The organism is Halomonas sp. AOP12-B1-6, from assembly GCF_052379225.1.
In the GTDB taxonomy this organism is placed as follows: Bacteria; Pseudomonadota; Gammaproteobacteria; order Pseudomonadales; family Halomonadaceae; genus Vreelandella; species Vreelandella casei.
Window position 1 is genome coordinate 959,369 of sequence record NZ_JBQSYK010000001.1, and the last position, 25,082, is coordinate 984,450.

Annotated in this window: 25 protein-coding genes; 20 read left to right on the forward strand and 5 right to left on the reverse strand. The window is 56.8% G+C overall.

All coding sequences use genetic code 11. The annotated features are described in order from the left end of the window. Positions 1-37 precede the first annotated feature (37 nt). The 13 genes from ACT3TR_RS04280 to ACT3TR_RS04340 all read left to right on the forward strand — a co-directional run bounded on the left by ACT3TR_RS04280 (position 38) and on the right by ACT3TR_RS04340 (position 12,810). On the forward strand, positions 38-1,204 hold the full coding sequence (locus ACT3TR_RS04280; RefSeq protein ID WP_193062904.1) for an aminotransferase class V-fold PLP-dependent enzyme: 1,167 nt from the start codon (positions 38-40) through the stop codon (positions 1,202-1,204). 30 nt (positions 1,205-1,234) lie between these two features. After that, positions 1,235-1,561 carry a HesB/IscA family protein gene (locus ACT3TR_RS04285; RefSeq protein WP_096282062.1) on the forward strand — a complete coding sequence of 109 codons (327 nt, stop codon included), beginning with the start codon at positions 1,235-1,237 and terminating at the stop codon, positions 1,559-1,561. A gap of 224 nt (positions 1,562-1,785) precedes the next feature. Continuing rightward, complete coding sequence (ndk, locus tag ACT3TR_RS04290; protein ID WP_444624435.1) at positions 1,786-2,211, forward strand: nucleoside-diphosphate kinase; 426 nt, start codon at positions 1,786-1,788, stop codon at positions 2,209-2,211. A gap of 115 nt (positions 2,212-2,326) precedes the next feature. Continuing rightward, a complete protein-coding gene (gene rlmN, locus ACT3TR_RS04295; protein WP_192535992.1) occupies positions 2,327-3,511 on the forward strand; it encodes a 23S rRNA (adenine(2503)-C(2))-methyltransferase RlmN in 1,185 nt (394 codons plus the stop codon). 137 nt (positions 3,512-3,648) lie between these two features. Continuing rightward, positions 3,649-4,383: a type IV pilus biogenesis/stability protein PilW gene (gene pilW / locus ACT3TR_RS04300; RefSeq protein WP_441686764.1), complete on the forward strand. Its 735-nt coding sequence runs from the start codon at positions 3,649-3,651 to the stop codon at positions 4,381-4,383. Between the two features lie 47 nt (positions 4,384-4,430). Further along, complete coding sequence (locus ACT3TR_RS04305; RefSeq protein ID WP_444624434.1) at positions 4,431-5,369, forward strand: RodZ domain-containing protein; 939 nt, start codon at positions 4,431-4,433, stop codon at positions 5,367-5,369. Positions 5,370-5,377: 8 nt separating this feature from the next. Further along, positions 5,378-6,493, forward strand: coding sequence for a flavodoxin-dependent (E)-4-hydroxy-3-methylbut-2-enyl-diphosphate synthase (gene ispG / locus ACT3TR_RS04310; protein ID WP_192535984.1), 1,116 nt, complete (start codon positions 5,378-5,380; stop codon positions 6,491-6,493). A 91-nt stretch (positions 6,494-6,584) separates the two neighbouring features. Then, positions 6,585-7,886: a histidine--tRNA ligase gene (hisS, locus tag ACT3TR_RS04315; protein WP_192535983.1), complete on the forward strand. Its 1,302-nt coding sequence runs from the start codon at positions 6,585-6,587 to the stop codon at positions 7,884-7,886. Positions 7,887-7,943: 57 nt separating this feature from the next. Beyond that, entirely contained in the window at positions 7,944-8,603 is a 660-nt protein-coding gene (locus ACT3TR_RS04320; RefSeq protein WP_192535982.1) for a YfgM family protein, read from the forward strand. Then, positions 8,600-9,754, forward strand: coding sequence for an outer membrane protein assembly factor BamB (bamB, locus tag ACT3TR_RS04325; protein WP_192535981.1), 1,155 nt, complete (start codon positions 8,600-8,602; stop codon positions 9,752-9,754). Before ACT3TR_RS04320 ends, bamB begins: the two co-directional genes overlap by 4 nt. Beyond that, positions 9,751-11,154 (forward strand): ribosome biogenesis GTPase Der, encoded by a 1,404-nt coding sequence (der, locus tag ACT3TR_RS04330; RefSeq protein WP_096282070.1) that lies wholly within the window; start codon positions 9,751-9,753, stop codon positions 11,152-11,154. Before bamB ends, der begins: the two co-directional genes overlap by 4 nt. An 87-nt stretch (positions 11,155-11,241) precedes the next feature. Next, positions 11,242-11,856: a hypothetical protein gene (locus ACT3TR_RS04335; RefSeq protein ID WP_096282071.1), complete on the forward strand. Its 615-nt coding sequence runs from the start codon at positions 11,242-11,244 to the stop codon at positions 11,854-11,856. 147 nt (positions 11,857-12,003) lie between these two features. Then, positions 12,004-12,810 (forward strand): M48 family metallopeptidase, encoded by an 807-nt coding sequence (locus ACT3TR_RS04340; protein WP_192535979.1) that lies wholly within the window; start codon positions 12,004-12,006, stop codon positions 12,808-12,810. Positions 12,811-12,933: 123 nt separating this feature from the next. On the opposite strand, the gene aroE is transcribed toward ACT3TR_RS04340, so the two are convergent. From aroE to ACT3TR_RS04365, 5 genes are read right to left on the reverse strand one after another with little or no spacing between them, the layout of a single operon-like run. Continuing rightward, positions 12,934-13,755: a shikimate dehydrogenase gene (gene aroE, locus ACT3TR_RS04345; RefSeq protein ID WP_096282073.1), complete on the reverse strand. Its 822-nt coding sequence runs from the start codon at positions 13,753-13,755 to the stop codon at positions 12,934-12,936. Beyond that, complete coding sequence (gene hemF, locus ACT3TR_RS04350; RefSeq protein WP_444624433.1) at positions 13,752-14,708, reverse strand: oxygen-dependent coproporphyrinogen oxidase; 957 nt, start codon at positions 14,706-14,708, stop codon at positions 13,752-13,754. Before hemF ends, aroE begins: the two co-directional genes overlap by 4 nt. A gap of 56 nt (positions 14,709-14,764) precedes the next feature. After that, complete coding sequence (locus ACT3TR_RS04355) at positions 14,765-15,322, reverse strand: L-threonylcarbamoyladenylate synthase (RefSeq protein ID WP_441686682.1); 558 nt, start codon at positions 15,320-15,322, stop codon at positions 14,765-14,767. Positions 15,323-15,371: 49 nt separating this feature from the next. Beyond that, positions 15,372-16,496 carry a DNA-processing protein DprA gene (gene dprA, locus ACT3TR_RS04360; protein ID WP_192535975.1) on the reverse strand — a complete coding sequence of 375 codons (1,125 nt, stop codon included), beginning with the start codon at positions 16,494-16,496 and terminating at the stop codon, positions 15,372-15,374. A gap of 40 nt (positions 16,497-16,536) precedes the next feature. Continuing rightward, a complete protein-coding gene (locus tag ACT3TR_RS04365; protein WP_192535974.1) occupies positions 16,537-17,349 on the reverse strand; it encodes a peptidoglycan-binding protein in 813 nt (270 codons plus the stop codon). Between the two features lie 180 nt (positions 17,350-17,529). On the opposite strand from ACT3TR_RS04365, the gene def reads away from it, so the two are divergent. The 7 genes from def (at position 17,530) to ACT3TR_RS04400 (ending at position 25,080) form a co-directional block, all read left to right on the forward strand. Continuing rightward, complete coding sequence (gene def, locus ACT3TR_RS04370) at positions 17,530-18,042, forward strand: peptide deformylase (RefSeq protein WP_096282078.1); 513 nt, start codon at positions 17,530-17,532, stop codon at positions 18,040-18,042. A gap of 44 nt (positions 18,043-18,086) precedes the next feature. After that, complete coding sequence (gene fmt, locus ACT3TR_RS04375) at positions 18,087-19,079, forward strand: methionyl-tRNA formyltransferase (protein WP_444624432.1); 993 nt, start codon at positions 18,087-18,089, stop codon at positions 19,077-19,079. Beyond that, positions 19,076-20,413, forward strand: coding sequence for a 16S rRNA (cytosine(967)-C(5))-methyltransferase RsmB (rsmB, locus tag ACT3TR_RS04380; protein ID WP_444624431.1), 1,338 nt, complete (start codon positions 19,076-19,078; stop codon positions 20,411-20,413). The genes fmt and rsmB overlap by 4 nt, the downstream gene beginning before the upstream one ends. A gap of 62 nt (positions 20,414-20,475) precedes the next feature. Further along, positions 20,476-20,682: a dodecin gene (locus tag ACT3TR_RS04385; protein ID WP_096282081.1), complete on the forward strand. Its 207-nt coding sequence runs from the start codon at positions 20,476-20,478 to the stop codon at positions 20,680-20,682. A gap of 184 nt (positions 20,683-20,866) precedes the next feature. After that, positions 20,867-22,240: a Trk system potassium transporter TrkA gene (trkA, locus tag ACT3TR_RS04390; protein ID WP_096282082.1), complete on the forward strand. Its 1,374-nt coding sequence runs from the start codon at positions 20,867-20,869 to the stop codon at positions 22,238-22,240. Positions 22,241-22,292: 52 nt separating this feature from the next. Next, positions 22,293-23,741, forward strand: coding sequence for a TrkH family potassium uptake protein (locus ACT3TR_RS04395; protein ID WP_096282083.1), 1,449 nt, complete (start codon positions 22,293-22,295; stop codon positions 23,739-23,741). Between the two features lie 46 nt (positions 23,742-23,787). Continuing rightward, the gene (locus ACT3TR_RS04400; RefSeq protein ID WP_096282084.1) at positions 23,788-25,080 is read left to right on the forward strand and encodes a TraB/GumN family protein; all 1,293 of its coding nucleotides are present in this window, start codon (positions 23,788-23,790) and stop codon (positions 25,078-25,080) included. Positions 25,081-25,082: the final 2 nt, after the last annotated feature.

The following is a 25,082-nucleotide window of genomic DNA, read 5'->3' on the forward strand; positions in this document are numbered from 1 at the left end:
GTGTCGTTATTATTAATAAACCGCCGGTACCTTAACCATGACCACGCCTACGCTGCCAATCTACTTAGATTATGCCTCCACCGCGCCGGTTGACGTGCGCGTGGTAGAGGTCATGCAGCGCTATTTAACGGTTGACCAGCTGTTTGCTAACCCCGCATCGCGCAGCCACATGCTCGGCTGGCAGGCGGAACAGGTGGTCGAGCAGGCGCGCCGCCAGGTGGCCGATGCCATTGGTGCCGATCCTAGAGAGATTGTTTGGACCAGCGGTGCCACGGAAGCGAACAATTTAGCGCTGACTGGCTTTATGCGCGCTAATCGCGAGCGCGGCATGCACCTAGTAACCTCTACAATCGAGCACAAGGCGGTGGTTGATACCGCTGCCGCGCTTGAAAAAGAAGGCTTTGAGGTGACATGGCTAACGCCAGGGCGCGATGGCTGCATTCAGCCTGAGCAGCTGCGCGCTGCCATGCGTGACGACACCACGCTGGTCTCGTTAATGGCCGTCAATAACGAGCTGGGCAGCATTAATGATATCGCCGCGCTGGCGGGCGTCGCCCATGAATTTGGCGCCGCGTTCCATACCGATGCGGCGCAAGCAACGGGGCGCATCTCGCTCGACGTGGTGGCTCAGCAAATTGACTTGATGTCGCTTTCTGGGCACAAAACCTACGGCCCGAAAGGCGTAGGGGCGCTCTATGTTAAGCGCCATCCGGACATTCGCATTGAGGCACTCATTCACGGCGGCGGCCACGAGCGCGGCATGCGCTCTGGAACGCTGCCGACCCATCAAATTGCGGGAATGGGTGAAGCGCTTGCCTTAATGCAGCAACAGTTCGATGACGACAACGCGCATATCGGCCGTTTGCAACAGCGCTTTTTAGCCGGACTGGAAGGCGTAGAGGGCATTTTTGCCAATACGCCGCTCGATAGCGCTGTGCCTAACATTCTCAACTTGGCGTTTGAAGGGGTCGACGGTGAATCGCTGCTGATGGCGCTGCGTGACGTCGCTGTATCCACCGGCTCAGCATGCAACTCGGCCAGCGTCGATCCTTCCTACGTATTGCTTGGCATCGGCACGCCACGCTCGCTTGCGCTTTCATCGCTGCGCTTTAGCTTTGGCCGCTTCACCACCGAAGCCGACATTGATCATGCGCTAACGCTCATTCGCCACGCGGTGAGCAGTTTACGTGCACCGCCACGTTAAGCGGCTGACACTTTTTAAGGAGGACGCCCCATGGCAACACTTAACATTACACCGGCTGCCGCACAGCAGATCCGCCATGTGCTTGACGAGCGCGGCCAAGGCCTGGGCCTGCGGGTTTCGGTCAAACCTAGCGGCTGCTCAGGCTTTAGCTACGTGCTCGACTTTGCCGATACAATCAGTGAAGAAGAAGTGCATTTTGAAGCCCACGGCGCCAGCGTGTACGTTGCGCCCGATGCTGTAGAGATGCTCAACGGCAGTGAAGTGGATTACGTTAGCGAAGGACTCAACCGCTTCTTCCGGTTTAATAACCCTAACGTAAAAGATGAATGCGGCTGCGGCGAGAGCTTTACCGTTTAAGCTATATGCGGCGAGGTTTCATCACCGGTATTCATCCCCCGGCTTAAGCGCTATAATCGCGCCCCTGGATATCTGAGTTCAGGCAGCCGGGGAATTCCCGTGCGCTTTTAAATGCGCTTACTGCTGAACCACATTAGCCAAATCATTTTGTCTTGGCCGCCCTGGGTTTCTGAGGCGGCAATTTTTGCTTAATTCTTTTTCAAGAACTCAAGGAGACCATTCGCATGGCTACTGAACGCACTCTTTCTATTATCAAGCCTGACGCCGTTGCCAAAAATGCTATCGGTGAGATCATCGCTCGCTTTGAAAAAGCCGGCCTGAACGTAGTAGCGGCCAAAATGGCACACCTTTCTGAAGAGAAAGCTGGCGGATTTTACGCAGAGCACAAAGAGCGTCCTTTCTTTAAAGACCTCGTTGGCTTCATGACCTCTGGCCCGGTTGTGGTTCAAGTACTTGAAGGTGAAGGCGCCATTGCTAAAAATCGCGACTTGATGGGCGCCACTAACCCGAAAGATGCCGCTGCTGGCACAATTCGCGCCGATTTTGCGGAAACAATCGACGCCAACGCTGTCCATGGTTCTGATTCTGCAGAAAGTGCTAAGCGCGAAATTAGCTACTTCTTCGGCAACGACGAAATTTGCCCGCGCTAAGTCTGACTGATAGGCCTGACTGATGGGCCTAACTGATGGCGCCGCCGTATCGACTTTCGTTGCCGGCCATTTTGCGGAGGCTACGCCTCCGCCCTTCTCTTTAACGCTGATCGCCATGACCACCACTGTAGCCCAACATACGCCCGCTCCTCGTTCTGATGCCGCCAGCACACCTGCTGCCAAAGCGTCACCTGAACGCCACAACCTGCTCGGCATGTCCCGCGAGCAGATGGAAACGTTCTTTTTGTCGATTGGCGAAAAGAAATTCCGTGCTGCGCAGCTAATGAAGTGGATTCACCAAGAGGGTAGCGATGATTTTGCTGCCATGACGAATCTCTCCAAACCGCTGCGTGAAAAACTGGCGCGGGTAGCAGAAATTCGTGGCCCTGGGGTAGTCTATGAAGGCACTTCCAGCGACGGCACCCGCAAATGGGTACTGGAAGTAGAAGATGGCAGCTACGTAGAAACGGTATTGATTCCGGCTGAGAACGGCAAGCGCCGCACGCTCTGCGTCTCTTCTCAGGTCGGCTGCTCGCTGGACTGCAGCTTCTGTTCCACCGGCAAGCAAGGGTTTCAGCGCAACTTAACCGCAGCTGAAATCATTGGCCAGGTGTGGGTCGCTCAGCGTAGCGTTGGCCCGCGCCGTGATACGGCCAACCGCCCGGTAACCAACGTTGTCATGATGGGCATGGGCGAGCCGTTGCTCAACTTTGATAACGTTGTGCCGGCCATGAAGCTGATGCTTGACGATAACGGCTATGGCCTGTCAAAGCGCCGCGTGACACTGTCGACCTCCGGCGTTGTGCCGATGATCGACAAGCTCGGCGATGAAATAGACGTTAGTCTGGCCATTTCGCTGCACGCCTCAACGGACGAGCTGCGCAATACGCTGGTACCCATCAATCGCAAATATAACATTCGCGCGTTGCTGGATGCCTGCCATCGCTACCTGTCCAAAGGACCAGACAATCGGCAGATCACCATTGAGTACACGCTGATCAAAGACATCAATGATCAGCAGGAGCACGCAGAGCAGCTCGCCGCTTTACTTAAAGAGCTGCCGTGTAAGATTAACCTGATTCCGTTTAATCCGTTCCCTAATTCCGGGTACGAAAAACCGTCGCGCAACCAGGTCATGCGCTTCCAGCAGTGGCTTTACGATGAAGGCTACAATGCAACGGTGAGAACAACTCGCGGTGAAGATATTGATGCCGCCTGCGGCCAGTTAGTTGGGCTCGTGAAAGACCGTACTAAACGCAGTGCGCGCCATATCCAGTCGGTACAGCTTGATGCCGACTAACGCAACGGTTACAAAACAGGGCTTGGCTTGACTTCCGCCTAGCGCGGCGCTTTGATGGTCACGGTTTTTATTGTCACGGCGCTATGCTTTATTTGCACTGTTATTAGTCGTTGGACGTTCACCACGAGAGGATTGATATGATCGCTCACCGCAAGCGCCAACACCCAATTCGGGTGCACCTGCTGACCGTGCTTATCGGCAGCCTGTGGCTTGCTGGCTGTGCTTCATCCAACACGGCTTCACCCCAAGCCAACCCAGCAGCGGCCGATGCCTATACGCAGCTTGGCGTCGCTTATCTGGAGCGCGACAATCTTCCCCGCGCGCTTAATGCACTGGACCGGGCGCTCGATATTGCCCCTCACCATGCAGAAGCGTTGCAAGCGCTAGCATTGGTTTACCAGCGCCAGGGCGAAAATGCACTGGCCAACGACTATTTTCAACAAGCGGTTAACGCTGAACCTGATTTTACGCGCGCCCGTAACAACTATGCGGCGTTTTTGTACGGCCAGGGCCAGTTTGACCCCGCCTGTGAACAGCTAGAGACTGCATCCCAGGATGCCCAGTACGCCAACCGGTCCCAGTTATTTACCAACCTCGGGCAGTGTTATGTGGCGCTGGAAGAATTTGATGACGCGCGCGCCAGGCTGCAGCGTGCGCAAAGTATTGATCCGCGCAATGCGCGCGGCTATTTAATGTTAGCTGAACTCGAATATTCGCAGGGCAATTACGCTCAGGCCTGGTCACCGCTGCAATCTTATTTACAGCTCGCTGAGCCCGATCAAGCAGCGCTAGAGATGGCAGTTGATATCGCCCATGCCCGCGGTGACCATAGCATCGCCGCCGACTACCAGCGCCAGCTTGGCACCGACTGATTGATTGACGCCCTGACCACCGCTTATTTAATGAAGGATGCTCAGCCATGAGCGATATACAGTCACAAGAAAGCGTCATTAATAGCACCAACACCGTTTCTCCTGGTGAGCTTCTCTCTCGCCAGCGAGAACAGCTTGGCGTGCCGCTCGCCGATGCCGCCCGAGCGCTGAACCTGCGCCCGGCCGTGGTCAACGGGCTAGAGCAAGATAACTACCAAGAAATTCCCGTCGCGGCCTATCGCCGCGGCTACCTGCGCGCCTACGCAAAATATCTCGGCATGGATGACCGCCTCGTGCTCGAGGCTTATCAGGCCCGCCATGGCAGCATCGATGCTGAGCGTAAGGTCATCCCGGTATCGACTACCCGGCCGCCTTCCCGCATTGGCGCCTGGCTGTTCAAACTCGTTACTCTGCTGGTCATTGTTGGGCTAATTGCGGTAACGGTGATGTGGTGGCAAAGCCGTGGTGGCAATGAACCGCCCGGCCTTGGCTCCTCGTCTACAGAAGAGACGCAGAATGCGCCAGCAGAGCCGTCGGAAGCAGACAGTGCCGCCGTCGAGCCCAGCATTACCAGCGCTGATGAAAACGCAGCGCCGGTTTCCCAGGAGCAAGCAGGCGGCGCCGATGCCGTCGCTGTTCTCGACCCGCCGACGCTGGTCAGTAGCGACGACGCGCCGCCGGCAGAAACCGCAGCGGTAGAAAGCGATTCTCAGGACACCGCCGACGCAGAAGTGACAACGAACGCCAACGTTCTTGAGCTAACGTTCAACGAACAGTCGTGGACCGAAATTTTTGACGCCACCAATCAGCGCATTTTTGTTGGCCTGCAAACGCCCGGCACGTCCACCAGTGTCGAAGGCCAGCCGCCGTTTCGTTTAACAGTGGGCAATGCCACTGGCGTTGAACTGCGCTACCAGGGTGAGGAAGTTGATCTTCCCGCCCAAGCCGGTGCCAATAACGTAGCCCGATTTACCCTGGGAGAGTGACCCGCCCTATGCACGCCCCTTCTCCGATTAAACGCCGTTTTTCCCGCCAGATTCACGTGGGTAACGTAGCGGTTGGCGGTGATGCTCCGATTTCTGTACAGAGCATGACCAACACAAACACGCTTGATGTCGCCGCCACTGTGGCACAAATCCAGCAACTGGAAAAAGCCGGTGCGGATATTGTGCGTGTCTCGGTGCCTGACATGGACGCTGCGGAAACCTTTGGTAAAATCAAAAAACTCGTCAACTTACCGCTTGTCGCCGACATTCACTTTGATTACAAAATCGCCCTGCGCGTTGCAGAGCTTGGCGTGGACTGCCTGCGCATCAACCCCGGCAACATTGGTAGAGAGGACCGCGTGCGCGCAGTGGTTAGCGCGGCTCGGGATAACGGCATTCCCATTCGCATTGGCGTTAACGCCGGTTCTTTGGAAAAAGACCTGCAGAAAAAGTACGGCGAGCCGACACCGGCTGCGCTGGTTGAATCGGCCATGCGCCATATCGATCATCTTGATCGTCTCGATTTTCAAGAATTTAAAGTCAGCGTAAAAGCCTCGGATGTGTTTATGGCGGTAGCCGCCTATCGCGACCTTGCTGCACGCATTGAACAGCCGCTGCATCTGGGTATTACTGAAGCGGGTGGGCTGCGCTCAGGCACCGTCAAATCATCGATTGGCCTAGGTATGCTGTTAATGGATGGCATTGGCGACACCATCCGCGTCTCGCTGGCGGCCGATCCGGTAGAAGAGATCAAGGTCGGCTTTGACATGCTCAGAAGCCTCAAGCTGCGCGCTAAAGGCATCAATTTTATTGCTTGCCCCAGCTGTTCGCGACAGAACTTTGACGTTATCGACACCATGAACCAGCTGGAAGAGCGGCTGGAAGACGTCATGACGCCGCTCAATGTATCGGTGATTGGCTGTGTGGTTAATGGCCCAGGCGAAGCCAAAGAGACCGATATCGGCCTTACCGGCGGCAGCCCCGCTAACTTGGTTTATATCGATGGAAAACCGGCCAGCAAGCTACGCAATGACCATCTGGTAGATGACTTAGAGCGACTGATTCGTGACAAAGTACGCGAAAAACAGCAGCAGCAAGATGACATGATTGCCCGCAGCACTTAAGCGCTGAGGGTGTACTGCCAAGCTCGCCCGAATGAGTTTCACACCAAGACTGTGAACGCGCGGCGCCTAAAGGCAGACTAAGGAGTTTTCATTGAGCAAGACTGGCGTTAAAAAGATTCAAGCCATCCGTGGCATGAACGATCTGTTACCCAGCGATAGCCCGCGCTGGCAATTTTTTGAAACCAAAGTGCGCCAGCTCATGCTGCGTTACGGTTTCAATGAAATTCGCACGCCTATTGTTGAGCAAACGGCGCTGTTTGCGCGCTCTATCGGTGAAGTGACCGACATCGTTGAAAAAGAGATGTACACCTTCGACGATCGCAACAGCGAGAGCTTGACCCTGCGCCCGGAAGGCACCGCCAGCTGCGTGCGCGCGGCGATGGAACATGGCCTGCTATATAACCAAACCCAGCGGCTGTGGTACCAGGGACCCATGTTTCGCTACGAGCGCCCGCAAAAAGGCCGCTATCGTCAGTTTCATCAAATTGGTGTCGAAACCTTTGGCTTTGACGGCCCCGATATAGATGCCGAAGTGATTCTTCTCTCGGCCCGCCTATGGCAAGAGCTGGGCCTGATGGAACACGTCACCTTAGAGCTCAACTCGCTGGGTTCATCTGAGGCGCGCGCGGCCTATCGAGACACGCTGGTTGCCTATTTTGAGCAGCACCGCGACGTGCTGGATGAAGACTCTCTGCGCCGCTTGACCAGCAACCCGCTGCGTATTCTGGATTCTAAAAATCCGGCGATGGCTGACATGCTGAATACGGCACCGCAGTTGATGGATCACCTGGATACTGAATCACGCGAACACTTTGAGCAGCTCACGAAGATACTTGAGGCGGCGGGTATTCCCTACGTCATCAATCCACGCCTTGTGCGCGGGCTTGATTACTACTGCCGCACCGTATTTGAGTGGACTACCACAGCGCTGGGCAGCCAGGGCACCGTGTGTGCGGGTGGACGCTACGACGGCCTCGTCGAACAGCTAGGCGGCAAACCAACCCCCGCGGTAGGCTTTGCCATGGGCATTGAGCGGCTAATTCTGCTGCTTGAAACCCTGCAGTTAATTCCCGACGATGCGCTGGGCGGCTGTGACGTCTTCTTACTGCCAATGGATGATAACGCCACTCTGGCGGCAATCACCCTGGCCGAGCAGCTTCGTAGTGAGCTTCCCACACTCCGCCTGCAGCTTCACTGCGGCGGCGGTAGCTTTAAAAGCCGTATGAAGAAAGCCGATAAAAGCAACGCCACCATGGCCATACTGCTCGGCGAAGATGAAATTGCTGAGCAGTCGGCGACGCTAAAATTCCTACGCGATGATCGCGAACAGCAGCGAGCGTCTATTGCAATGCTAGGCGATACGCTACGCGAACTGTTAGTCATTAATGCTTAACGCCCAGCAGGCACAGAGTGCCTGTTCGTGCATACCCACTAAAATAGGAGGCCGCCCGTGGCGGAGCTGAGAAGCGACGAAGAGCAGCTAGACGCAGTCAAGCGCTGGTGGAAAGAAAATGGAATCTCCTTGGTAGCAGGCGCGGTCCTCGCGGGAGCGGGCGTATTCGGTTGGCATGCTTGGCAAAATTATCAACAGGGCCAGTCAGAAGCCGCCTCCATGCGCTACCAGCAGATCGTCAACATGACCACGAACAATGAGCTTGCCGATGATGACGTGGCCAGCGTACGTGAGATGGTCAATGAGCTGAATGAAGAGCATGGCAATACGCTGTATGCCGAACTTGCCCTGTTGCTCGATGCGCGTTTAGCCGTGCAGCAAGATGACCTGGAGGGCGCTAAAGCCTCCTTGGAAAGCGTTGCCAATGACTCCTCGCGCCGCTACGTGCAGAGTCTTGCTTGGCTGCGCTTAGCGCGAGTAGAGCTTGCCGACGGCAACCCCGATGAAGCGCTAGCGCTGTTAGAAAAGCCGATTAGCGATGCGCTGGCAGCTCAGCGGGCAAACGTGCGCGGCGATGCGTTTGTTGCCAAAGGCGACACTGATGCTGCTCGCGATGCATGGGAAAACGCCATGGAGCTTGCCCAAACGCAAGACCAGCCGCTTTACGGCGTGCAGTTCAAGCTTGACGATCTCGGCGCTGAGGAGGCGACACAATGATTACCAAACACATGATGCGAGCTGGTTTAGGCGCGCTGACGCTGGCGCTGTTAGTTGGTTGTGCCAGTAAAGGCGAGCCTGCCTATACGCCGAAAGAACTGCGCAGTTTCAACGAAACCGCGTCGCTAGACACCCAATGGCGGCGCAACATTGGCGATGGTTTAGGCCATGCACGCTACCCTATTGCGCCTGATCGTGAAGGCGACAGCGTCTTTGCCGCTGATGCCAACGGTGTTGTGATGGCAATGAATGCGGACAGCGGCGACGTTGAGTGGAAAATAGATCTTGAAACGCCTATTTCCAGCGCACTAACGGCGATTGCTGGACAGGTTTATTTAGCCGGTAACGGCGAAGTGATCGCGCTGGATCAGCGCGATGGCAGCGAAAGCTGGCGTGCTCGGGTATCCAGTGAAGTGCTGGCTGCGCCACAGGCTAACCAGCAGCTGCTGATCGTACAAAGCGTTGATGGTCAAATTACCGCGCTGGACCGCGCCACGGGCGAAGAGCGCTGGGCATACACTAGCTCACAGCCGTCGCTAACGCTGCGCGGCACCGGGACGCCGATGGTGATTGATCCTGTCAGCTTTATCGGTTTAGCGAATGGCCGCTTAGCGACGCTTGATAATCGCAACGGCCAGCCACTTTGGGATATGCAGGTTGCCACTCCGCGTGGGCGTAGCGAAGTAGAGCGCCTGGTGGATCTTTCCGGCCAGCCGATTATCACTCCCGATGGCCGCCTGTTTGTCACCAGCTATAACGGCCGAGTCGTCGCACTGGAAGCCACCCAAGGCGACCTGCTTTGGGAAGCAAACCTTTCCAGCCGCCATACGCCGCTGCTGGTCGGTAACTTGCTGTATATCGTCACCGATGACAGCAACGTTGTGGCGCTAGATGCAGACAATGGCCAAGAAGTTTGGCGCAACGAAGATTTAGAAGATCGCTGGCTAACCGCACCTGCGTTTGCCGGCGGCCGCATTGTGGTCGGTGATTTTGAAGGCTACCTTCACTTGATCGATGCACGCGAAGGCGACATTGTCGGACGTACGCGCGTGCACAAATCAGGCATTAGCGTGCGCCCCGTCACTGAAGGCAGCACCATTCATGTCCAGGCCAACAATGGTCGCCTGGAAACCCTGGAAGTCACTCCATGACACCCGTCATTGCTTTAGTCGGTCGCCCCAATGTGGGCAAATCGACGTTGTTTAACCGCCTAACGCGTTCGCGTGATGCACTCGTGGCCGATTTTCCGGGCCTCACCCGCGATCGCAAATATGGCAACGGCATGCTGGGCGATAAAGTCTATACAGTGATTGATACCGGCGGCATCAGCGGTGACGAAGAGGGAATCGACGCCGCGATGGCGGAGCAGTCACTCGCTGCTATTGATGAAGCAGATATTGTGCTGTTTATGGTCGACGCGCGCGCCGGCCTCATGCCCGCAGACCAAGCGATTGCTAATCACCTGCGGGTTAATCAGAAAAAAACCTGGCTGGTAGTGAATAAAACCGACGGCCTAGAAGAACACTCGGCCATGGGCGATTTCTGGTCGTTAGGGCTTGGCGACCCATGGCCGATTGCCGCCGCACACGGGCGCAATGTTTCTACGTTAATCGACGTGGTGCTTGAGCCGTTTCCCGAGCGCGATGCCAGCATTCCTGCTGACACCGGCAGCAAGGGCGTTCGCATTGGCGTGATTGGCCGACCTAACGTCGGCAAATCAACCCTCGTCAATCGTCTGCTTGGTGAAGACCGGGTAGTGGTCTTTGATGAGGCCGGTACCACCCGCGACTCTATCGAAATTCCTTTTGAACGCCGCGGCAAGCCTTATGTATTGATTGACACGGCGGGCATTCGGCGGCGCAAGAACGTCCGCGAAATCACCGAAAAATTTTCTATCATCAAAACCCTAGATGCGATCAAAGAATCGCATGTAGTGATCATGGTATTGGACGGTTCCAGCGGCTTGGTTGAGCAGGATTTGCACCTACTCGACTATGTATTGACCACCGGGCGCGCGCTGGTACTGGCGGTGAATAAGTGGGATGGTCTAGAGAGCGAAGCCAAGGAGAAAATGCGCGTTGAGATCAAGCGCCGCCTAGGTTTTGCTGACTACGCAGAGCTGCACTTTATCTCCGCTCTGCACGGCACTGCGGTGGGTGATCTTTACCCCTCGATTGACCGTGCCTTTGACGCGGCCAATGCCCACTGGTCGACCAATCGCCTAACGACCCTGCTGCAGGATGCGGTAAGCCAAAACCCACCCCCGATGGTACAGGGGCGACGGATTAAACTTCGTATGGCGCACCAGGGCGGCAGTAATCCGCCGATTATCGTGGTACATGGCAATCAAACTGAGTCCGTGCCAGAAGCCTATCGCCGCTACCTCACCAACACTTTCCGTAAAGTGCTGAAGGTTCGCGGAACGCCGATTCGCTTTGAGTTTCGTTCGGGCAGCAACCCGTTCGACCACATGGCGGGGGCCAGTGACAAAGAGAAGGCCAAGAAACGCGAGCTTAATCGCACCAAAGAGGCGCGCAAGAGCCGTCGCTAATGCGCTAACGTTTTACCTTGTGATTCACATTCGCCCGCTTGCATCGTCAAGCGGGCGTTTTGCCTTACTCGCCTTACGAGGAATGTTATGTTTAATGCTGCTCTGCGCTTTCGCTGGTTAGTCATGCTGGGCCTTGCCAGCCTGCTGGCCGGCTGTCTTGCCCTACCCCAAACAGGGCTATTTGCGTTTCGTTTGGCGATAAATTCGCTGGGCATTGAAGATGTGCGCATTGGCCCATACAACATCAAAGCAGGGCTAGATACCAGTGATCTAACCAGCCTGATCGCCTCTAGTCTCGGTGCGGGAAGCCTACCCATACAAGCCACCGTTGCCATGGGCCTGGGGTTGCCCGCGGGCATGCCACCGGTCGAAATGTCAGGCTTTCGCTGGACGCTAGATATGCCCGGCGTTGACCCTGTTCAGGGCCAATATAAGCAAGACGTTACGCTGACCTCCGGCGACGATGCTAACTTACGCCTGCCAGTTGCCTTTGACGTGCTAGCCACCGACACTCAGCGCATGGCCCCCATGCTTGAGCTTGCCAGCCAATTAGCCACTCAAGGCGAGCTACCAGCCGGCAGCCAGTTGGCGATTACGCCAGGGGATCTACGCGGGCTAGGTATGCGGCTTCCCGCAGGGTTATTGACTCCGACCATTCGTCTGAACGTGGGCGCTGATGGTCAGCTAATACCGCAAGGATAAGCTATTTCAGTCAAGGGCCTTACGTGGCGATGCCGTTCAGCATCAATACTTACCCTTTAGGTAGGTTATGATAGCAAGGATTGATTGACTGCTTTCAGCGGCTATCTTATGAACAAGAAACTCATTCGTCTAAAAGGAAAACGTCTTATGCGCTGGCTTCGCCCTTTTACTATGACCGCTTTATGTGTGTCTATCGCTGCTTGTACCACCTCGCCCACAGGACGTTCGCAGCTGCTATTGATGTCTGACAGCGAACTTAATGAAATGGGCAGTCAGGCGTTTGCTCAGTACCAGCAAGAGCTTCCCGCTGCCAACCAAACTAGCCAACGCTATGTGCAGTGTATTGCCGATGCTGTTATCGCCGCACTGCCCGCCGAGCAGCAGCAGTTAGACTGGCAAACCCGCGTATTTAAATCCGAACAGCCCAACGCCTTTGCATTGCCCGGCGGCTATATCGGCGTGAACACCGGCATGCTGGACGTTGCCACTAGCCAGGATCAGCTGGCATCGGTCATTGGGCATGAAGTCGGCCACGTGCTGGCAAGCCACGCTAATGAGCGCGCCTCCACTCAAAACGCCACATCGCTAGGCTTATCGGCTATTTCCAGTGCGTCAGGCATGCAGTCCGCCGGCGGCCAACAGCTGATGGGCGTGCTGGGCATGGGTGCCCAGTACGGTATCGTGCTGCCATTCTCTCGGGCGCATGAAAGTGAAGCCGACGTGATTGGCTTGGACCTGATGGCGCAAGCAGGCTTTGACCCACGCCAAAGCGTGACGCTATGGGAAAACATGCAGGCCGCCACCGGCGGCGGCGGCGCGCCCCCTGAGTGGATGTCGACTCACCCCGGCCAAGGTAATCGGATTGAAGGCCTACAAGCCAATATGGATCAGGCTCTGGCTACCTATGAGCAAGCCCGCAGCAATGGCCGTAAGCCCAACTGCCCGCGCCCTTGATAGCCTGCGTTTAAAAAAGCGGGGCCGGATTAGTTATCCGGCCCCGCTTTTTTTATAGCCCATTAACGACGCGTGCTAAACCTTATTGAAACGATTTATCACCTGGGCTGCTTGTAACGTAAACTATGTATAGTTGAGCGATTGGCGCAGCCTTTCACGCACGGGAGCCGTATCCGGACGCACGTTTCGCCACAAAAAAAATGACTCTGCGGCCTGCTCGACCAGCATGCCTAAGCCGTCTAACAGCTTAGCGCCACGTGGCCCAGCCCATTGCAAAAATACCGTCGGCTCTGCACCGTACATCATGTCGTAGGCCCAGGCATGGGTATTAAACAACGCATCAGGTAGCGGCGGTAAAGCGCCTGTAAGGCTAGCGCTGGTGCCGTTAATCACTACATCAAACGTCCCGGCAATCGTGTCAAAACTACCGCCAGTGATAGGTCCCAGATCAGCAAAATCGCGGGCCAACTGTTCAGCCTTGGCGGCGGTACGGTTGACCACAATGACTTCGCTGGGCTGTTCGGCAAGCAGAGGTTCAAGTATGCCGCGCACAGCACCGCCTGCCCCCATGACCAAAATCCGCTTTCCCGCTAACGCCACCCGGTGATAGGCCAGATCACGTACTAGCCCGATGCCATCGGTGGTGTCGCCGTAGGTGCGACCATTGTTTTCCACTATTAGCGTATTCACCGCTCCGGCTCGGGCGGCTCGATGGCTCAGCGTATCGCATAGTTCAAAAGCATCGCCTTTGAACGGCACGGTAACGTTGGCACCGCGCCCTCCCACCTCAACAAATGCTTGCCAGGCACCCGCAAAACCATCGATTGGCGCCTCTTGGGCAGTGTACTCAACCGCTTGCTGCGTTTGGTGAGCAAACTCGGCGTGAATCAGCGGCGACTTGGAGTGTTTGACTGGATTTCCAAACACGCAGTAGTAATCGGTCATAACGGCGCTTCAATAGAGTTTCGGTGAGGCACGCCCTCGGCGGCTTCGTTTAGCCAGTCCCGGGGGTGTAAGAAGTTTTGCAGATCAGCTTCAGCGCTGCCTGGCTCGGGCGTAAAGGCGTATTCCCAGCGTGCGAGCGGCGGCATCGACATCAAAATAGATTCTGTGCGCCCACCGCTTTGTAGGCCAAACAGCGTGCCGCGGTCCCACACTAAGTTAAACTCCACGTAGCGACCGCGCCGATAGAGCTGAAAATCACGCTCGCGCTCACCCCAGGCATCCTGCTTACGGCGCTCTACAATAGGCAAATAAGCATCTAGGAAGCTGTCACCCACCGCTTGCTGAATGGCAAAGCATTCTGCGAAATCGCCTTCGTTTAGGTCGTCGAAAAACAGCCCGCCCACGCCGCGCGTTTCATCACGATGCTTCAAGTAGAAGTACTCATCGCACCATGCTTTGTAGCGCGGATAAACATCGTCTCCGAACGGCTCGCAGGCCGCTTGGGCGACGCGATGCCAATGCTGTACGTCTTCCACCACTGGGTAGAAGGGCGTCAGATCGAAGCCGCCGCCAAACCACCAGACCGGCGGCTCTCCGGCTTTCTCAGCGATAAAAAAGCGCACGTTGCCATGGCTAGTAGGCACATGTGGGTTTTCAGGGTGCAGCACCCAAGAAACGCCCAGCGCATGAAAGCTGCGCCCGGCAAGCTCAGGCCGCGCGGCGGTGGCCGACGGCGGAAGCTGGGCACCGTAAACATGCGAGAAATTGACGCCGCCCTTTTCAAACACGTCACCGTTCGTTAACACCCGGGAACGGCCACCGCCGCCCTCTTCACGATTCCAGCTATCTTCTTTGAACTGACCCTCGCCATCGGCTTGAGCTAACCCTGCGCAGAGCCGATCCTGCAAATCCAGAAGGTAGCGTTTAACGTCATCAAGATGCTCGTGGGCCACGGTAACTCCTGGGTAGTGAATGGTGATTGGAGAATAATAAGTAGTTGGAGAGCCGGTTAAGCACGCATGATTTTACCGGTGGCTAAGTCTCTAATGGTACTGGGCTTGGCATTGCCACCGAGAGTGCCTTCCACCACATAGGCGACCTCATCGCCGAAAATCGCCGTGATCTCGGCAGCGCTCATCGCAGGCGGCTCTCCCGAACGGTTGGCCGACGTTGACACCAGTGGACCACCAAAGGCTTCGCACAGCGCTTTCATCACCGGATGGTCGGTCACGCGGAGCGCTACACGCGCATGGGCGCCACGCACGAGCCCATGGCTTCGGCCGTTGTCAGGCACTAACCAAGTATTAGGACCAGGCCAGCTAGCGGCCAGTGGCGCGTGCATGGTAAGCGGCAGCTGGCTTAACCAAGGTTGAAACTGTTGGATACTGGCGGCAACAAGGATGAGGCCTTTTGCAGGGTCGCGCTCTTTCATGCGCATAAGATGCGCCAAGGCTTCGTCATTTTCAGGGTCGCAGCTAAGCCCCCAGACCGATTCCGTGGGGCATGCAACCACACCCCCTGCACGCAGCGCGCTAATCGCAGGGGTTAGGTCGGTCGCCAGGCTCATGGTCTCTCCTCACCGTCAGAACTAACGTGTCTTTAATGGTTTTATCCTATCATGGGCGCGGCAGCCGCACCCAGCCTCCCGCTTGCTGGGCTACCCAGCCGTCTAGCTCCAGCATCAGCAACCTTTGCTGGCAGTCGCTGACCGTCACACCGGTTGCGTGCACCAGTAAATCAATAGGCGTTGGCGTAGCCGACAGCGCCTCTAGTAGCGTATCCGGTAGCGGCTCTGCGCTAGCCGGGTTACCTTCCAACGCCCCCAAGCTAGGCTGAATGGCATCGGTCTCGGGGATAAACGCCCCCGCCCAGTGGCCAAGATCAGCGATGATATCGTCAACGCTACAGGCCAACGAGGCACTTCCCTGACGCAATAGCGCCAGGCAACCACTTGCCTGCACGTTATGCAGTGAACCGGGTAGCACGAATAATTCACGATTCTGCTCTAACGTGAGCCGTGCACTGACCAGCGAGCCGCTTTTCTCGGTTGCCTCGACCACCAACGTGCCGAGGGCAAGGCCGGTGACTATTCTATTGCGGCGAGGAAAGAACGCAGGCCGCGCCACCGTGCCAGGCGGGTGTTCCGACAGCAGCAGCCCGCCAGGCACTTGGCTGAGCTGTTCGTGCAAATCACGATGTGAGGCAGGATAAATCACGTCAACGCCGCAGCCCAGTACGGCGATTGTGCTGCCACCCGCCTTCAGTGCCGCACGCTGAGCAACTGCGTCCACGCCGAGCGCCATACCGCTGACCACACACCAGCCACGACGCACTAAGTCACGGGCAAACGTTTGTGCATTGTGGCTGCCTTCGCCGGTCGGACGGCGGGTTCCCACGATGGCAAGCTTAGGCCCTTCCAGTGCGTCAAGGTCGCCCTGGGCCCACAGCACCACCGGCGGATCGGCGACTTCATTCAACAGTGCCGGCCACGCGGGGTGGTCGCGGTGCAGCACATGCCGATTAGGGATGTTTTTCTGCCATGCCAGCGTGTCATCAACCACCTTTTGCAGCGGGCTACGAGCAGGATGCTCAAGCCACACACGCAGCTCTTTGGCTGCGCGGCTCGGCAGCGCTGCCAGCCAGCCTTCCGGCCACTGAGGCTGACGGGCAACCAACTGCGCAATCCGCAGTGCGCCCATACCAGGCAGCGCATTGATAACCAGCCATTGCTGCGTGTTCATACCGCCTCCTTACTCACCAACGTTGATGCTTCCCGCTTAATTAACGAACCGATGAAGAGACGTGATCACCGACTTCCAGCACGCGCGATGCCTGCATCACCAGCCCATAGCTGACGTGATCAAAGGGCTTAAACACCATAACGCTGCCCGCCTCGGTACTGGGCAACTGAATCATCTCCTCGCTGCGCGGATCGCTAACCCGCTCACCCTGCTGCTCAATCTGCAGCACGTGGCCTGGCTGCAGCCCATCAAGGCGGCCCAGATCCAGCGTAACGATTTGCAGGTGCCCAATAAAGCGCACGCCATCAGGCACGGCAATGATGTGCCCTTCAACTGACGTTAACGGCGCGCGCGGGATCAGCTCAGCGCCCAGCGCAGGCTCTGGTAGCGGTAAAACAAGATCGTTAACCCGCACTTCCTGATGGGAGCTAAGCACTTCAAGCTGCACAATGTCGCCGTCATCGCTCACATGCCGAGCAGTGCCGACGTTAATAAGCTCGATGCCTAAGGGCGCGCCATCCAGCGTTTGATATGGCGCTGACTGGCGGTAAATTCCCACTTGAGCGTGGCGTGGGACGTCGCCTCTCACATAGAGCTTATCGCCCGCGCCACTCATCAAGCGGCGATCCTCACCGGCGACAACGTAGGCCAGCTCGTTGATATCTTCAGCGCTATTGACCACGCGATGCTGTCGTAAAAAGGCTTGCGCTACGTCTATCGAAACAGGCACCTGAGGTGAAAGCGTCACTACCCGCTGGCCGTTCTCAGCGGCACAAGCAACGCCTACTAGCAACGCGGCGCTCAACCACAGCGCGCAAAAAGCGCGACGAGAAAGGTGTTGTTTTATCGCCATCCTGCTCTCCCCGGTGCGATGATGATGTAGATGATGAAACGCTGTAAGCAGTGGGCGCGCATGCCCAGAAACGTTGACAGCATGGTATAGTGGCCCATCATAAAGTACTTAGGCTGGACGACGCTGCTCACAGCCTAGTTTGACTTAATTTAGACTCAGCATAACGGTGATTGTAACGCCATGGCCAAACTTCCTATTCTTGAATTCCCCGATGAGCGCCTGCGCACCAAGGCCGCTGAGGTGGAAACCGTCGACGATGAGGTACGTACGCTTGTCGACGATATGCTGGAGACCATGTATGACGCTCGTGGTATCGGTCTAGCCGCCACTCAGATCGATGTCCACCGCCGTGTCGTTGTCATGGATGTCAGCGACGACAACTCCCAGCCGCTGGTGCTCATCAACCCGCGCTACACCCCGATAGGCGACGTGAAAGAGCCGCTGTCGGAAGGCTGCCTGTCGATCCCGGAATATTACGCCGAAGTGCCGCGCTATCTTAAAGTGCAGCTCAACGCGCTGGATCGCAACGGCGATGCCTACGAGTTAGAGGCAGAAGGCCTGCTGGCACACTGCATTCAGCACGAGTATGACCATCTTGAAGGCGTGCTGTTTGTTGACTACCTGTCGCCACTTAAGCGTGATCGCATCCTCAAAAAAATGCAGAAACGCCATAAGCAAATGCAGGACGCCTAACGTTTTCTACTGATACTTTACATAAGCTAGGTAACCCCCTCTTTATGTCTCGATTGCGCGTTGTTTTTGCCGGCACGCCTGAATTCGCCGCTTCAAGTCTTGCAACGCTGCTGGAAAGCCAGCATGACGTGGTGGCGGTTTATACGCAGCCCGACCGCCCTGCCGGGCGTGGTCGCAAACTCACGCCCAGCCCGGTGAAACAGCTGGCGTTGGAACACGACCTGCCGGTGTATCAGCCTCAGAGCCTAAAAGAGCCCGAGCCTCAAACCGAACTGGCCGCGCTTAATGCAGACATCATGGTGGTGGTCGCCTATGGGCTGCTGCTTCCTCAAGCGGTGCTGGATATACCACGATTAGGCTGCATCAATGTGCACGCTTCGCTGCTCCCCCGCTGGCGCGGCGCAGCGCCCATTCAGCGGGCCATTGAAGCGGGTGATAGCGCCTCCGGCGTGACCATCATGCAGATGGATGCTGGCCTGGATACTGGCGCGATGTTGTCAGAAGTGCGCACGCCTATTACGTCGCACACCACGGGTGGTGATTTACACGACCGCCTCGCGACTCAAGGCGCGAACGCCCTGATTCACGTGCTGGACTCCCTGATCACCGATAGCGTTCATGCCACGCCACAGCCTGCAGATGGCGTCACCTATGCCGCCAAACTGAGCAAGGCCGAAGCGGAGCTCGATTTTGCTCAGCCGGCTCAGTTCTTAGCCCGCAAAATCCGCGCGTTCAACCCCTGGCCAGTGGCCTGGTGCGCACTGGGAGATGAGCGCCTTCGGCTGCTGATGGCGAGCGTGGAAGAAGGCGATCACGCCGCCCGTGCCCCAGGCACCCTGCTAGACCACGGCGATGATCACCTGCGGATTGCCTGCGGTGTCGAAGGCCGCGAGGTGCTATGCGTGAGCAGCGCGCAGCTGCCCGGCGGTAAAGCCATGGCCGTACGCGACCTATTGAATGCGCGCCACGCGCGTCTTGCCACCGGCACTCGTTTTGGTAAACCAGCAGCACAGTCCAGCGAAGGAAACTCACGATGAACCAAAAGCGCTCCCCACAAAGCGGCGGCAGTGGCCAAGAAGTACGCGCCGCTGCAGCGCGCGCACTGGCCCCGGTGCTAAGCGACCAAGGCTCACTGGCTGGCTTAGATGATCACAGCGTAGTGGCTCGCGATCGCGGGCTGCTAAAAGAACTTTGCTTTGGCACCTGCCGCCGCTTACCGCGTTTGGAAGCCTTAGCCAGCGTGCTGCTTAAGCAGCCGTTTAAGAAGCGCGACAGCGATGTACAAGCGCTGCTTCTGGTCGGAATTTATCAACTGCTGTACATGCGCATTCCGGCCCATGCGGCCGTCGGTGAGACAGCGGGTGCTGCACGCCTACTCAACAAAGAGTGGGCCACCCGCGTTTTAAATGGCTGCTTACGCCGCCTGCAGCGCGAGTCCGAAGCGCTCCAGGCGCAGGTAGACCAGGATGAGAACGTCGCGCTAGAACATCCGCCTTGGCTGCTCAACGCGCTGCGTCAGGCATGGCCTGAGCAGTGGCGCGACATCATTGAGGCCAACAACCACGCAGGCCCGATGACATTAAGGGTGAATCAGCATAACAATGACCGTGAAGCCTATTTAGCCCTACTGACCGAACAAGGCCTGACTGGGCAGCTATGCCTGCATGCCCCCGATGCTATCACTCTGGAAACGCCCTGCGATGTCACGGTGCTGCCCGGTTTTGAGGACGGCCACGTTAGCGTTCAAGATGAAGCGGCCCAGCTGTCGGCGGCGTTACTGGGGCCCGCACTTGCGCCACGTCCCGGCGCTCGCGTGTTGGATGCTTGCTGTGCACCCGGCGGTAAAACAGCCCATTTGCTTGAGCAGTTTGATATTCAACTGACCGCCATTGATAGCGATAACCAGCGCCTAGCGCGCGTGGAAGATACGCTAAGCCGTTTAGGCGTTGAAGCCGTGCTGCAACATGCCGATGCCACCGAGGGCGAGTGGTGGAGCGGCACACCGTTTGATGCCATTTTGCTCGATGCACCTTGCTCGGGCACTGGCGTTATCCGACGCCATCCAGATATCAAAAAACTGCGCCGTAAGGACGATATCCGCCCGCTGGCCAAGCTTCAGCGTCAGCTGCTAGACAATCTTTGGCCCATGCTGCGCGAAGGCGGCACGCTGCTGTACGCCACCTGTTCTGTGCTGCCGGAAGAAAACGCTGAACAGATTGAGGCATTTCTTGCTCGCACCCCAGATGCCCACGTTACGACGCCTAACGACGTCGCCTGGGGCATTGTCAGCGGCGCAGGTCGTCAATTGTTTCCTGCCGTGAGCAGTCACGATGGCTTTTTTTATGCCAGACTAGAAAAGCGCACTGCCTAGCCGTGGCTACGTTGTTATCGCCCTAGCCTGGGCAGTGAATTTATGACAAGGAAGGAGATATCATGAGTCATCATACCTACAAGCATGTAGAGCTAACCGGGTCTTCCGAGAAAGGCATCGAGGAAGCAGTACAAAACGCTCTGGCCAAAGCATCGCAGACGATTGAACATATGCGCTGGTTAGAAGTGATTGATACCCGTGGCCACATTGAAGACGGCCAGGTAGCGCACTGGCAGGTCACGGTTAAGGTCGGCTTCACGCTAGAGTAATACTCACCTGCTTTTCAGCGGCGGCTAGTTTACACTGGCCGCCGTCTTTATTGCAGCGCATGATAGACGCCCTGGCCCAAAGCACTCGTTCATAAACGCCAGGGTTTTGAAGGAAGGAGTCGAAAGACCGCCTCTCGGTCTTTCGACATCGCGCTGGTGCTTTTAACGGAACCGATGCTCAGCAATGAAAATCATCATTCTTGGCGCCGGCCAGGTCGGCGGCACCTTAGCAGAACACCTCGCTCGCGAAGAAAACGACATCACCGTCGTCGACACTGATGCCAAAAAACTGCGCGAGTTACATACCAAACTCGACATCCGCACCATCACGGGGCCGGGTTCTTATCCTATAGTGCTGCGCCAGGCGGGCTGTGAAGACGCCGATATGTTGATCGCCGTGACGAACAGCGACGAGATCAACATGATCGCTTGCCAGGTAGCGCACACGCTGTTTCGTACGCCCACCAAAATTGCCCGAGTGCGGGCCACAGCGTACTTAACCCGCAAAGGGCTTTTTGCCCACGAAGCCATTCCCATTGATGTACTGATCAGCCCAGAGCAAGTGGTCACCGACCACGTACGCCGTTTGATTGAGCATCCAGGGGCGCTGCAGGTACTGGAGTTTGCCGGTGGGTTGGTTCAGCTGGTGGCGGTTAAGGCCTTTTACGGCGGCCCGTTGGTGGGTCAGGATCTCGCCTTTCTGCGCCACCACATGCCCAATGTAGACACCCGCGTAGCCGCTATTTACCGACGTAACCGGCCGATCATTCCGCGCGGCGATACCGTGATTGAAGCCGACGACGAAGTGTTTTTCCTGGCCGCCCGTCGCGACATTCGTGCGGTAATGAGCGAGCTGCGCCGAGTCGAACGCGACTTTCGCCGCGTCGTCATCGCCGGTGGCGGTAATATCGGCGAGCGGCTGGCAGAGCACTTAGAGCACAGCCACCAGGTCAAGATTATCGAGCACAACCTGGAACGCTGCACCACGCTCTCGGAACGACTGGACCGTACCGTCGTACTGCATGGCAGCGCCACCAGCAAGAGACTGCTGGAAGAAGAGAACATTGAAGAGTGCGATATCTTCTGCGCGCTGACCAACGATGACGAGGTCAATATCATGTCATCGCTGCTCGCCAAGCGCCTAGGGGCGAAAAAAGTGCTCACGCTGATTAACAACGCGGCGTACGTGGATTTGGTCCAAGGCGGCGAAATCGATATTGCAATCTCCCCTCAGCAGGCCACCATCGGCAGCCTGCTCACCCACGTACGTCGCGGCGACATCGTTAACGTGCACTCGCTGCGTCGCGGAGCGGCCGAAGCAATTGAAGCCATCGCCCATGGCGACAAGCAGTCTTCCAAAGTAGTCGGACGTGCCATTCGTGACATCGACCTACCCGATGGCACCACCATCGGCGCAATTGTACGCGGCAAAGAGGTCATTATTGCCCACGGCGATGTCATGGTAGAGAGCGGCGACCACGTGATTCTGTTCGTGATCGATAAGCGGCGTATCCGCGATGTAGAGCGCCTGTTCCAAGTTGGTTTAACATTCTTTTGATAACCCCAGCATCACTGCCACCCAGAACGAATAACAGGAGCATGCGACAACCATGAGTCTGCGGGTTATTTTGCGCATTTTGGGGCTGCTGCTGATGCTCTTCAGCCTTACCATGCTGCCTCCCACGCTGATGTCACTATGGTTTCGCGACGGCGTGTGGAGTGCCTTTATCATCGGCATTGCGATTTCGGTCGCCACGGGGCTATTGCTGTATTTACCCAACCGGCACTCTCAAAAAGAGCTGCGGATCCGTGATGGTTTTATTATCGCCGTGATGTTTTGGACGGTGCTGGCGCTGTTTGGCTCGCTGCCGCTGATGCTGTTTGGAGATGGCTCGTTAAGCATTACCGACGCGGTGTTTGAGTCGTTCTCCGGCTTAACCACCACCGGGGCAACGGTAATTACCGGCATCGACTTCTTACCCGAATCGATTCTTTATTATCGTCAGCAGCTCCAGTGGCTAGGCGGCATGGGGATTGTGGTATTGGCGGTGGCTATTTTGCCCACCCTTGGCATTGGCGGCATGGCGCTTTATCGTACCGAGATCCCGGGGCCGCTCAAAGACTCCAAACTCACCCCCCGCATCACCGAAACAGCGAAAGCCCTGTGGTACATCTACGCCACGCTGACGATCGCCTGCATGATTGCGTATATGCTGGCGGGCATGAGCTGGTTTGATGCGCTGAGCCACAGCTTTTCCACCGTTGCCAACGGTGGTTTTTCTACGCATGACGCCAGTATCGGCTATTTCGATAGCGCAACGATTGAAATGATCTGTGTCGTCTTTATGCTGATATCAGCCTTTAGCTTTAGCCTGCATTTTATCGCTTGGCGTGAAAAAAGCCTGCTGCACTACTTCCATGATCCGGAAGCACGCTTTTTAATGCTCTTCCTGCTCGCCCTGGCGGTGATCACGGTGCTGTCGCTCTGGCTGACAAATACCTACGAAACGGAGCGCGGTTTACGGCACGGGATTTTCCAGGTGGTGTCTGTCGCCACGACCGCCGGTTATAGCGTCGCCGACTTCTCGATGTGGCCCGGCGCGCTGCCGTTTTTACTCTTTGTCGCAGCCTTTGTGGGCGGCTGTTCCGGCTCGACGGCGGGCGGCATGAAAGTCATACGGATTATTTTGATCCTTAAGCAGGGCATGCGTGAAATCATGCGGCTGATTCACCCCAACGCGGTGATTGCGGTGAAAGTCGGTAAAGTCAGCGTTCCCGACGGCATTGCCCAAGCCGTGTGGGGTTTCTTTTCCGTTTACGTCCTGCTGTTCTTTTTAATGCTGGTAGGAGTAATGGCGACCGGCGTAGATCAAGTGACGGCTTGGTCGACGGTTGGGTCAGCGCTCAACAATCTTGGCCCCGCACTGGGTGAAGCCAGCACTAACTATGGCGACTTGCCTAGCCTCGCAAAATGGATATTGGTGATGGCCATGCTGCTAGGACGTCTGGAAATTTTTACGGTACTGGTGCTTTTTACTCCCGCCTTCTGGCGACGTTAAATATCACACATCAGGCCTACTTATTTGATCGACTTGAGAGCCGTTAATGAATCACGAAGACACGTTCCCTGAAGAAGCGTCTGGTAACGATACGCCGGACACACAGACACCACCGCTGGAAGCAGCGCCGGCCTCACTCCCGGCCACCAGCGGGCCGCTAAAAACAATTGCCATTGGCGATACCCGCTATACGCTGCTGGGCACTGCCCACGTATCAGCAGAGAGCGCGGACGACGTGCGCAAGCTGCTGGACAGCGGCGCGTTTGATGCCGTGGCTATTGAGCTCTGTGATGCCCGCCATCACAGCATGTCCAACCCAGATGCCATGGGCGAGCAGGACCTGTTCCAAGTATTTAAAGAAGGCAAAGCGGGCATGGTGGCCGCAAGCCTTGCGCTGGGCGCTTTTCAGCAGCGCATTGCCGATCAGTCCGGCATTCAGCCTGGGGCAGAAATGCGCGCGGCGGTGGAAGAAGCTAGCCGGCTGCAGCTACCGCTTCTGCTGGTTGACCGCGATGTGGGCCTGACGCTAAAACGCATTTATCGCAACGTGCCGTGGTGGCAGCGCTTCTCGCTATTTTCAGGCCTTATCGGCAGCGTGCTATCACGTCAGGATGTTTCCAAAGAGGATATCGAAAAGCTCAAAGAAGGCGATATGCTTGAGGCAACGTTCAATGAGTTTGCCGCCGAATCTGAAGCGCTTTATGCGCCGCTTATTCGCGAGCGTGACCGCTATATGGCGCTACGCTTGGCAGAAGATGCCCCTCCGGGGCGCTACCAGCATGTGCTGGTGGTCATCGGCGCAGGCCACCTGAAAGGTACCGTTGAGCATCTTGAAGCGCCGCTGCCCGCTGACCCTAAGGTTGAGCGCGAATCACTTGAAGCGACCCCGGCGCCAACGAAACTCTGGAAAATTCTGCCGTGGCTGATTACCGCGCTGGTGTTAACAGGCTTTGCCGTCGGCTTCTCGCGCAACACCGGCCTTGGCTGGCAGCTGGTTCTTGAGTGGTTCTTGATTAACGGGATTCTTGCGGGCGGTGCGACCATTATCGCTTTAGCACACCCGGTGACCGTGATCGCCACCTTCTTCGCCGCCCCGCTGACATCACTGAATCCGACGATTGGCGCAGGCTTCGTGGCTGCGGGTGTTGAGCTTTACATGCGTAAACCCAAAGTGCGCGACTTCTCAACGTTGCGCCACGATGTCACGCAGCTAAAAGGCTGGTGGAAGAACCGCGTATCGCGCACCTTGCTAGTCTTTATTCTCGCCACTCTCGGCTCAGCAATAGGCACCTGGGTGGCAGGCTTTAGAATTGCCGGTGCGTTATTTGGCAGTGCGTAAAA

Excerpts from the sequence above, each read along its gene's own strand:
- aroE (WP_096282073.1), bottom strand. The coding sequence starts at position 13,755 with ATGACCGATTACTACTGCGTGTTTGGAAATCCAGTCAAACACTCCAAG.
- ACT3TR_RS04385 (WP_096282081.1), top strand. The coding sequence starts at position 20,476 with ATGAGTCATCATACCTACAAGCATGTAGAGCTAACCGGGTCTTCCGAG.
- ACT3TR_RS04365 (WP_192535974.1), bottom strand. The coding sequence starts at position 17,349 with ATGGCGATAAAACAACACCTTTCTCGTCGCGCTTTTTGCGCGCTGTGG.
- def (WP_096282078.1), top strand. The coding sequence starts at position 17,530 with ATGGCCAAACTTCCTATTCTTGAATTCCCCGATGAGCGCCTGCGCACC.
- ispG (WP_192535984.1), top strand. The coding sequence starts at position 5,378 with ATGCACGCCCCTTCTCCGATTAAACGCCGTTTTTCCCGCCAGATTCAC.
- pilW (WP_441686764.1), top strand. The coding sequence starts at position 3,649 with ATGATCGCTCACCGCAAGCGCCAACACCCAATTCGGGTGCACCTGCTG.
- dprA (WP_192535975.1), bottom strand. The coding sequence starts at position 16,496 with ATGAACACGCAGCAATGGCTGGTTATCAATGCGCTGCCTGGTATGGGC.
- ndk (WP_444624435.1), top strand. The coding sequence starts at position 1,786 with ATGGCTACTGAACGCACTCTTTCTATTATCAAGCCTGACGCCGTTGCC.
- der (WP_096282070.1), top strand. The coding sequence starts at position 9,751 with ATGACACCCGTCATTGCTTTAGTCGGTCGCCCCAATGTGGGCAAATCG.
- rsmB (WP_444624431.1), top strand. The coding sequence starts at position 19,076 with ATGAACCAAAAGCGCTCCCCACAAAGCGGCGGCAGTGGCCAAGAAGTA.
- ACT3TR_RS04305 (WP_444624434.1), top strand. The coding sequence starts at position 4,431 with ATGAGCGATATACAGTCACAAGAAAGCGTCATTAATAGCACCAACACC.
- ACT3TR_RS04285 (WP_096282062.1), top strand. The coding sequence starts at position 1,235 with ATGGCAACACTTAACATTACACCGGCTGCCGCACAGCAGATCCGCCAT.
- rlmN (WP_192535992.1), top strand. The coding sequence starts at position 2,327 with ATGACCACCACTGTAGCCCAACATACGCCCGCTCCTCGTTCTGATGCC.
- ACT3TR_RS04355 (WP_441686682.1), bottom strand. The coding sequence starts at position 15,322 with ATGAGCCTGGCGACCGACCTAACCCCTGCGATTAGCGCGCTGCGTGCA.
- fmt (WP_444624432.1), top strand. The coding sequence starts at position 18,087 with ATGTCTCGATTGCGCGTTGTTTTTGCCGGCACGCCTGAATTCGCCGCT.
- ACT3TR_RS04395 (WP_096282083.1), top strand. The coding sequence starts at position 22,293 with ATGAGTCTGCGGGTTATTTTGCGCATTTTGGGGCTGCTGCTGATGCTC.
- ACT3TR_RS04340 (WP_192535979.1), top strand. The coding sequence starts at position 12,004 with ATGCGCTGGCTTCGCCCTTTTACTATGACCGCTTTATGTGTGTCTATC.
- ACT3TR_RS04280 (WP_193062904.1), top strand. The coding sequence starts at position 38 with ATGACCACGCCTACGCTGCCAATCTACTTAGATTATGCCTCCACCGCG.
- ACT3TR_RS04400 (WP_096282084.1), top strand. The coding sequence starts at position 23,788 with ATGAATCACGAAGACACGTTCCCTGAAGAAGCGTCTGGTAACGATACG.
- ACT3TR_RS04335 (WP_096282071.1), top strand. The coding sequence starts at position 11,242 with ATGTTTAATGCTGCTCTGCGCTTTCGCTGGTTAGTCATGCTGGGCCTT.
- bamB (WP_192535981.1), top strand. The coding sequence starts at position 8,600 with ATGATTACCAAACACATGATGCGAGCTGGTTTAGGCGCGCTGACGCTG.
- trkA (WP_096282082.1), top strand. The coding sequence starts at position 20,867 with ATGAAAATCATCATTCTTGGCGCCGGCCAGGTCGGCGGCACCTTAGCA.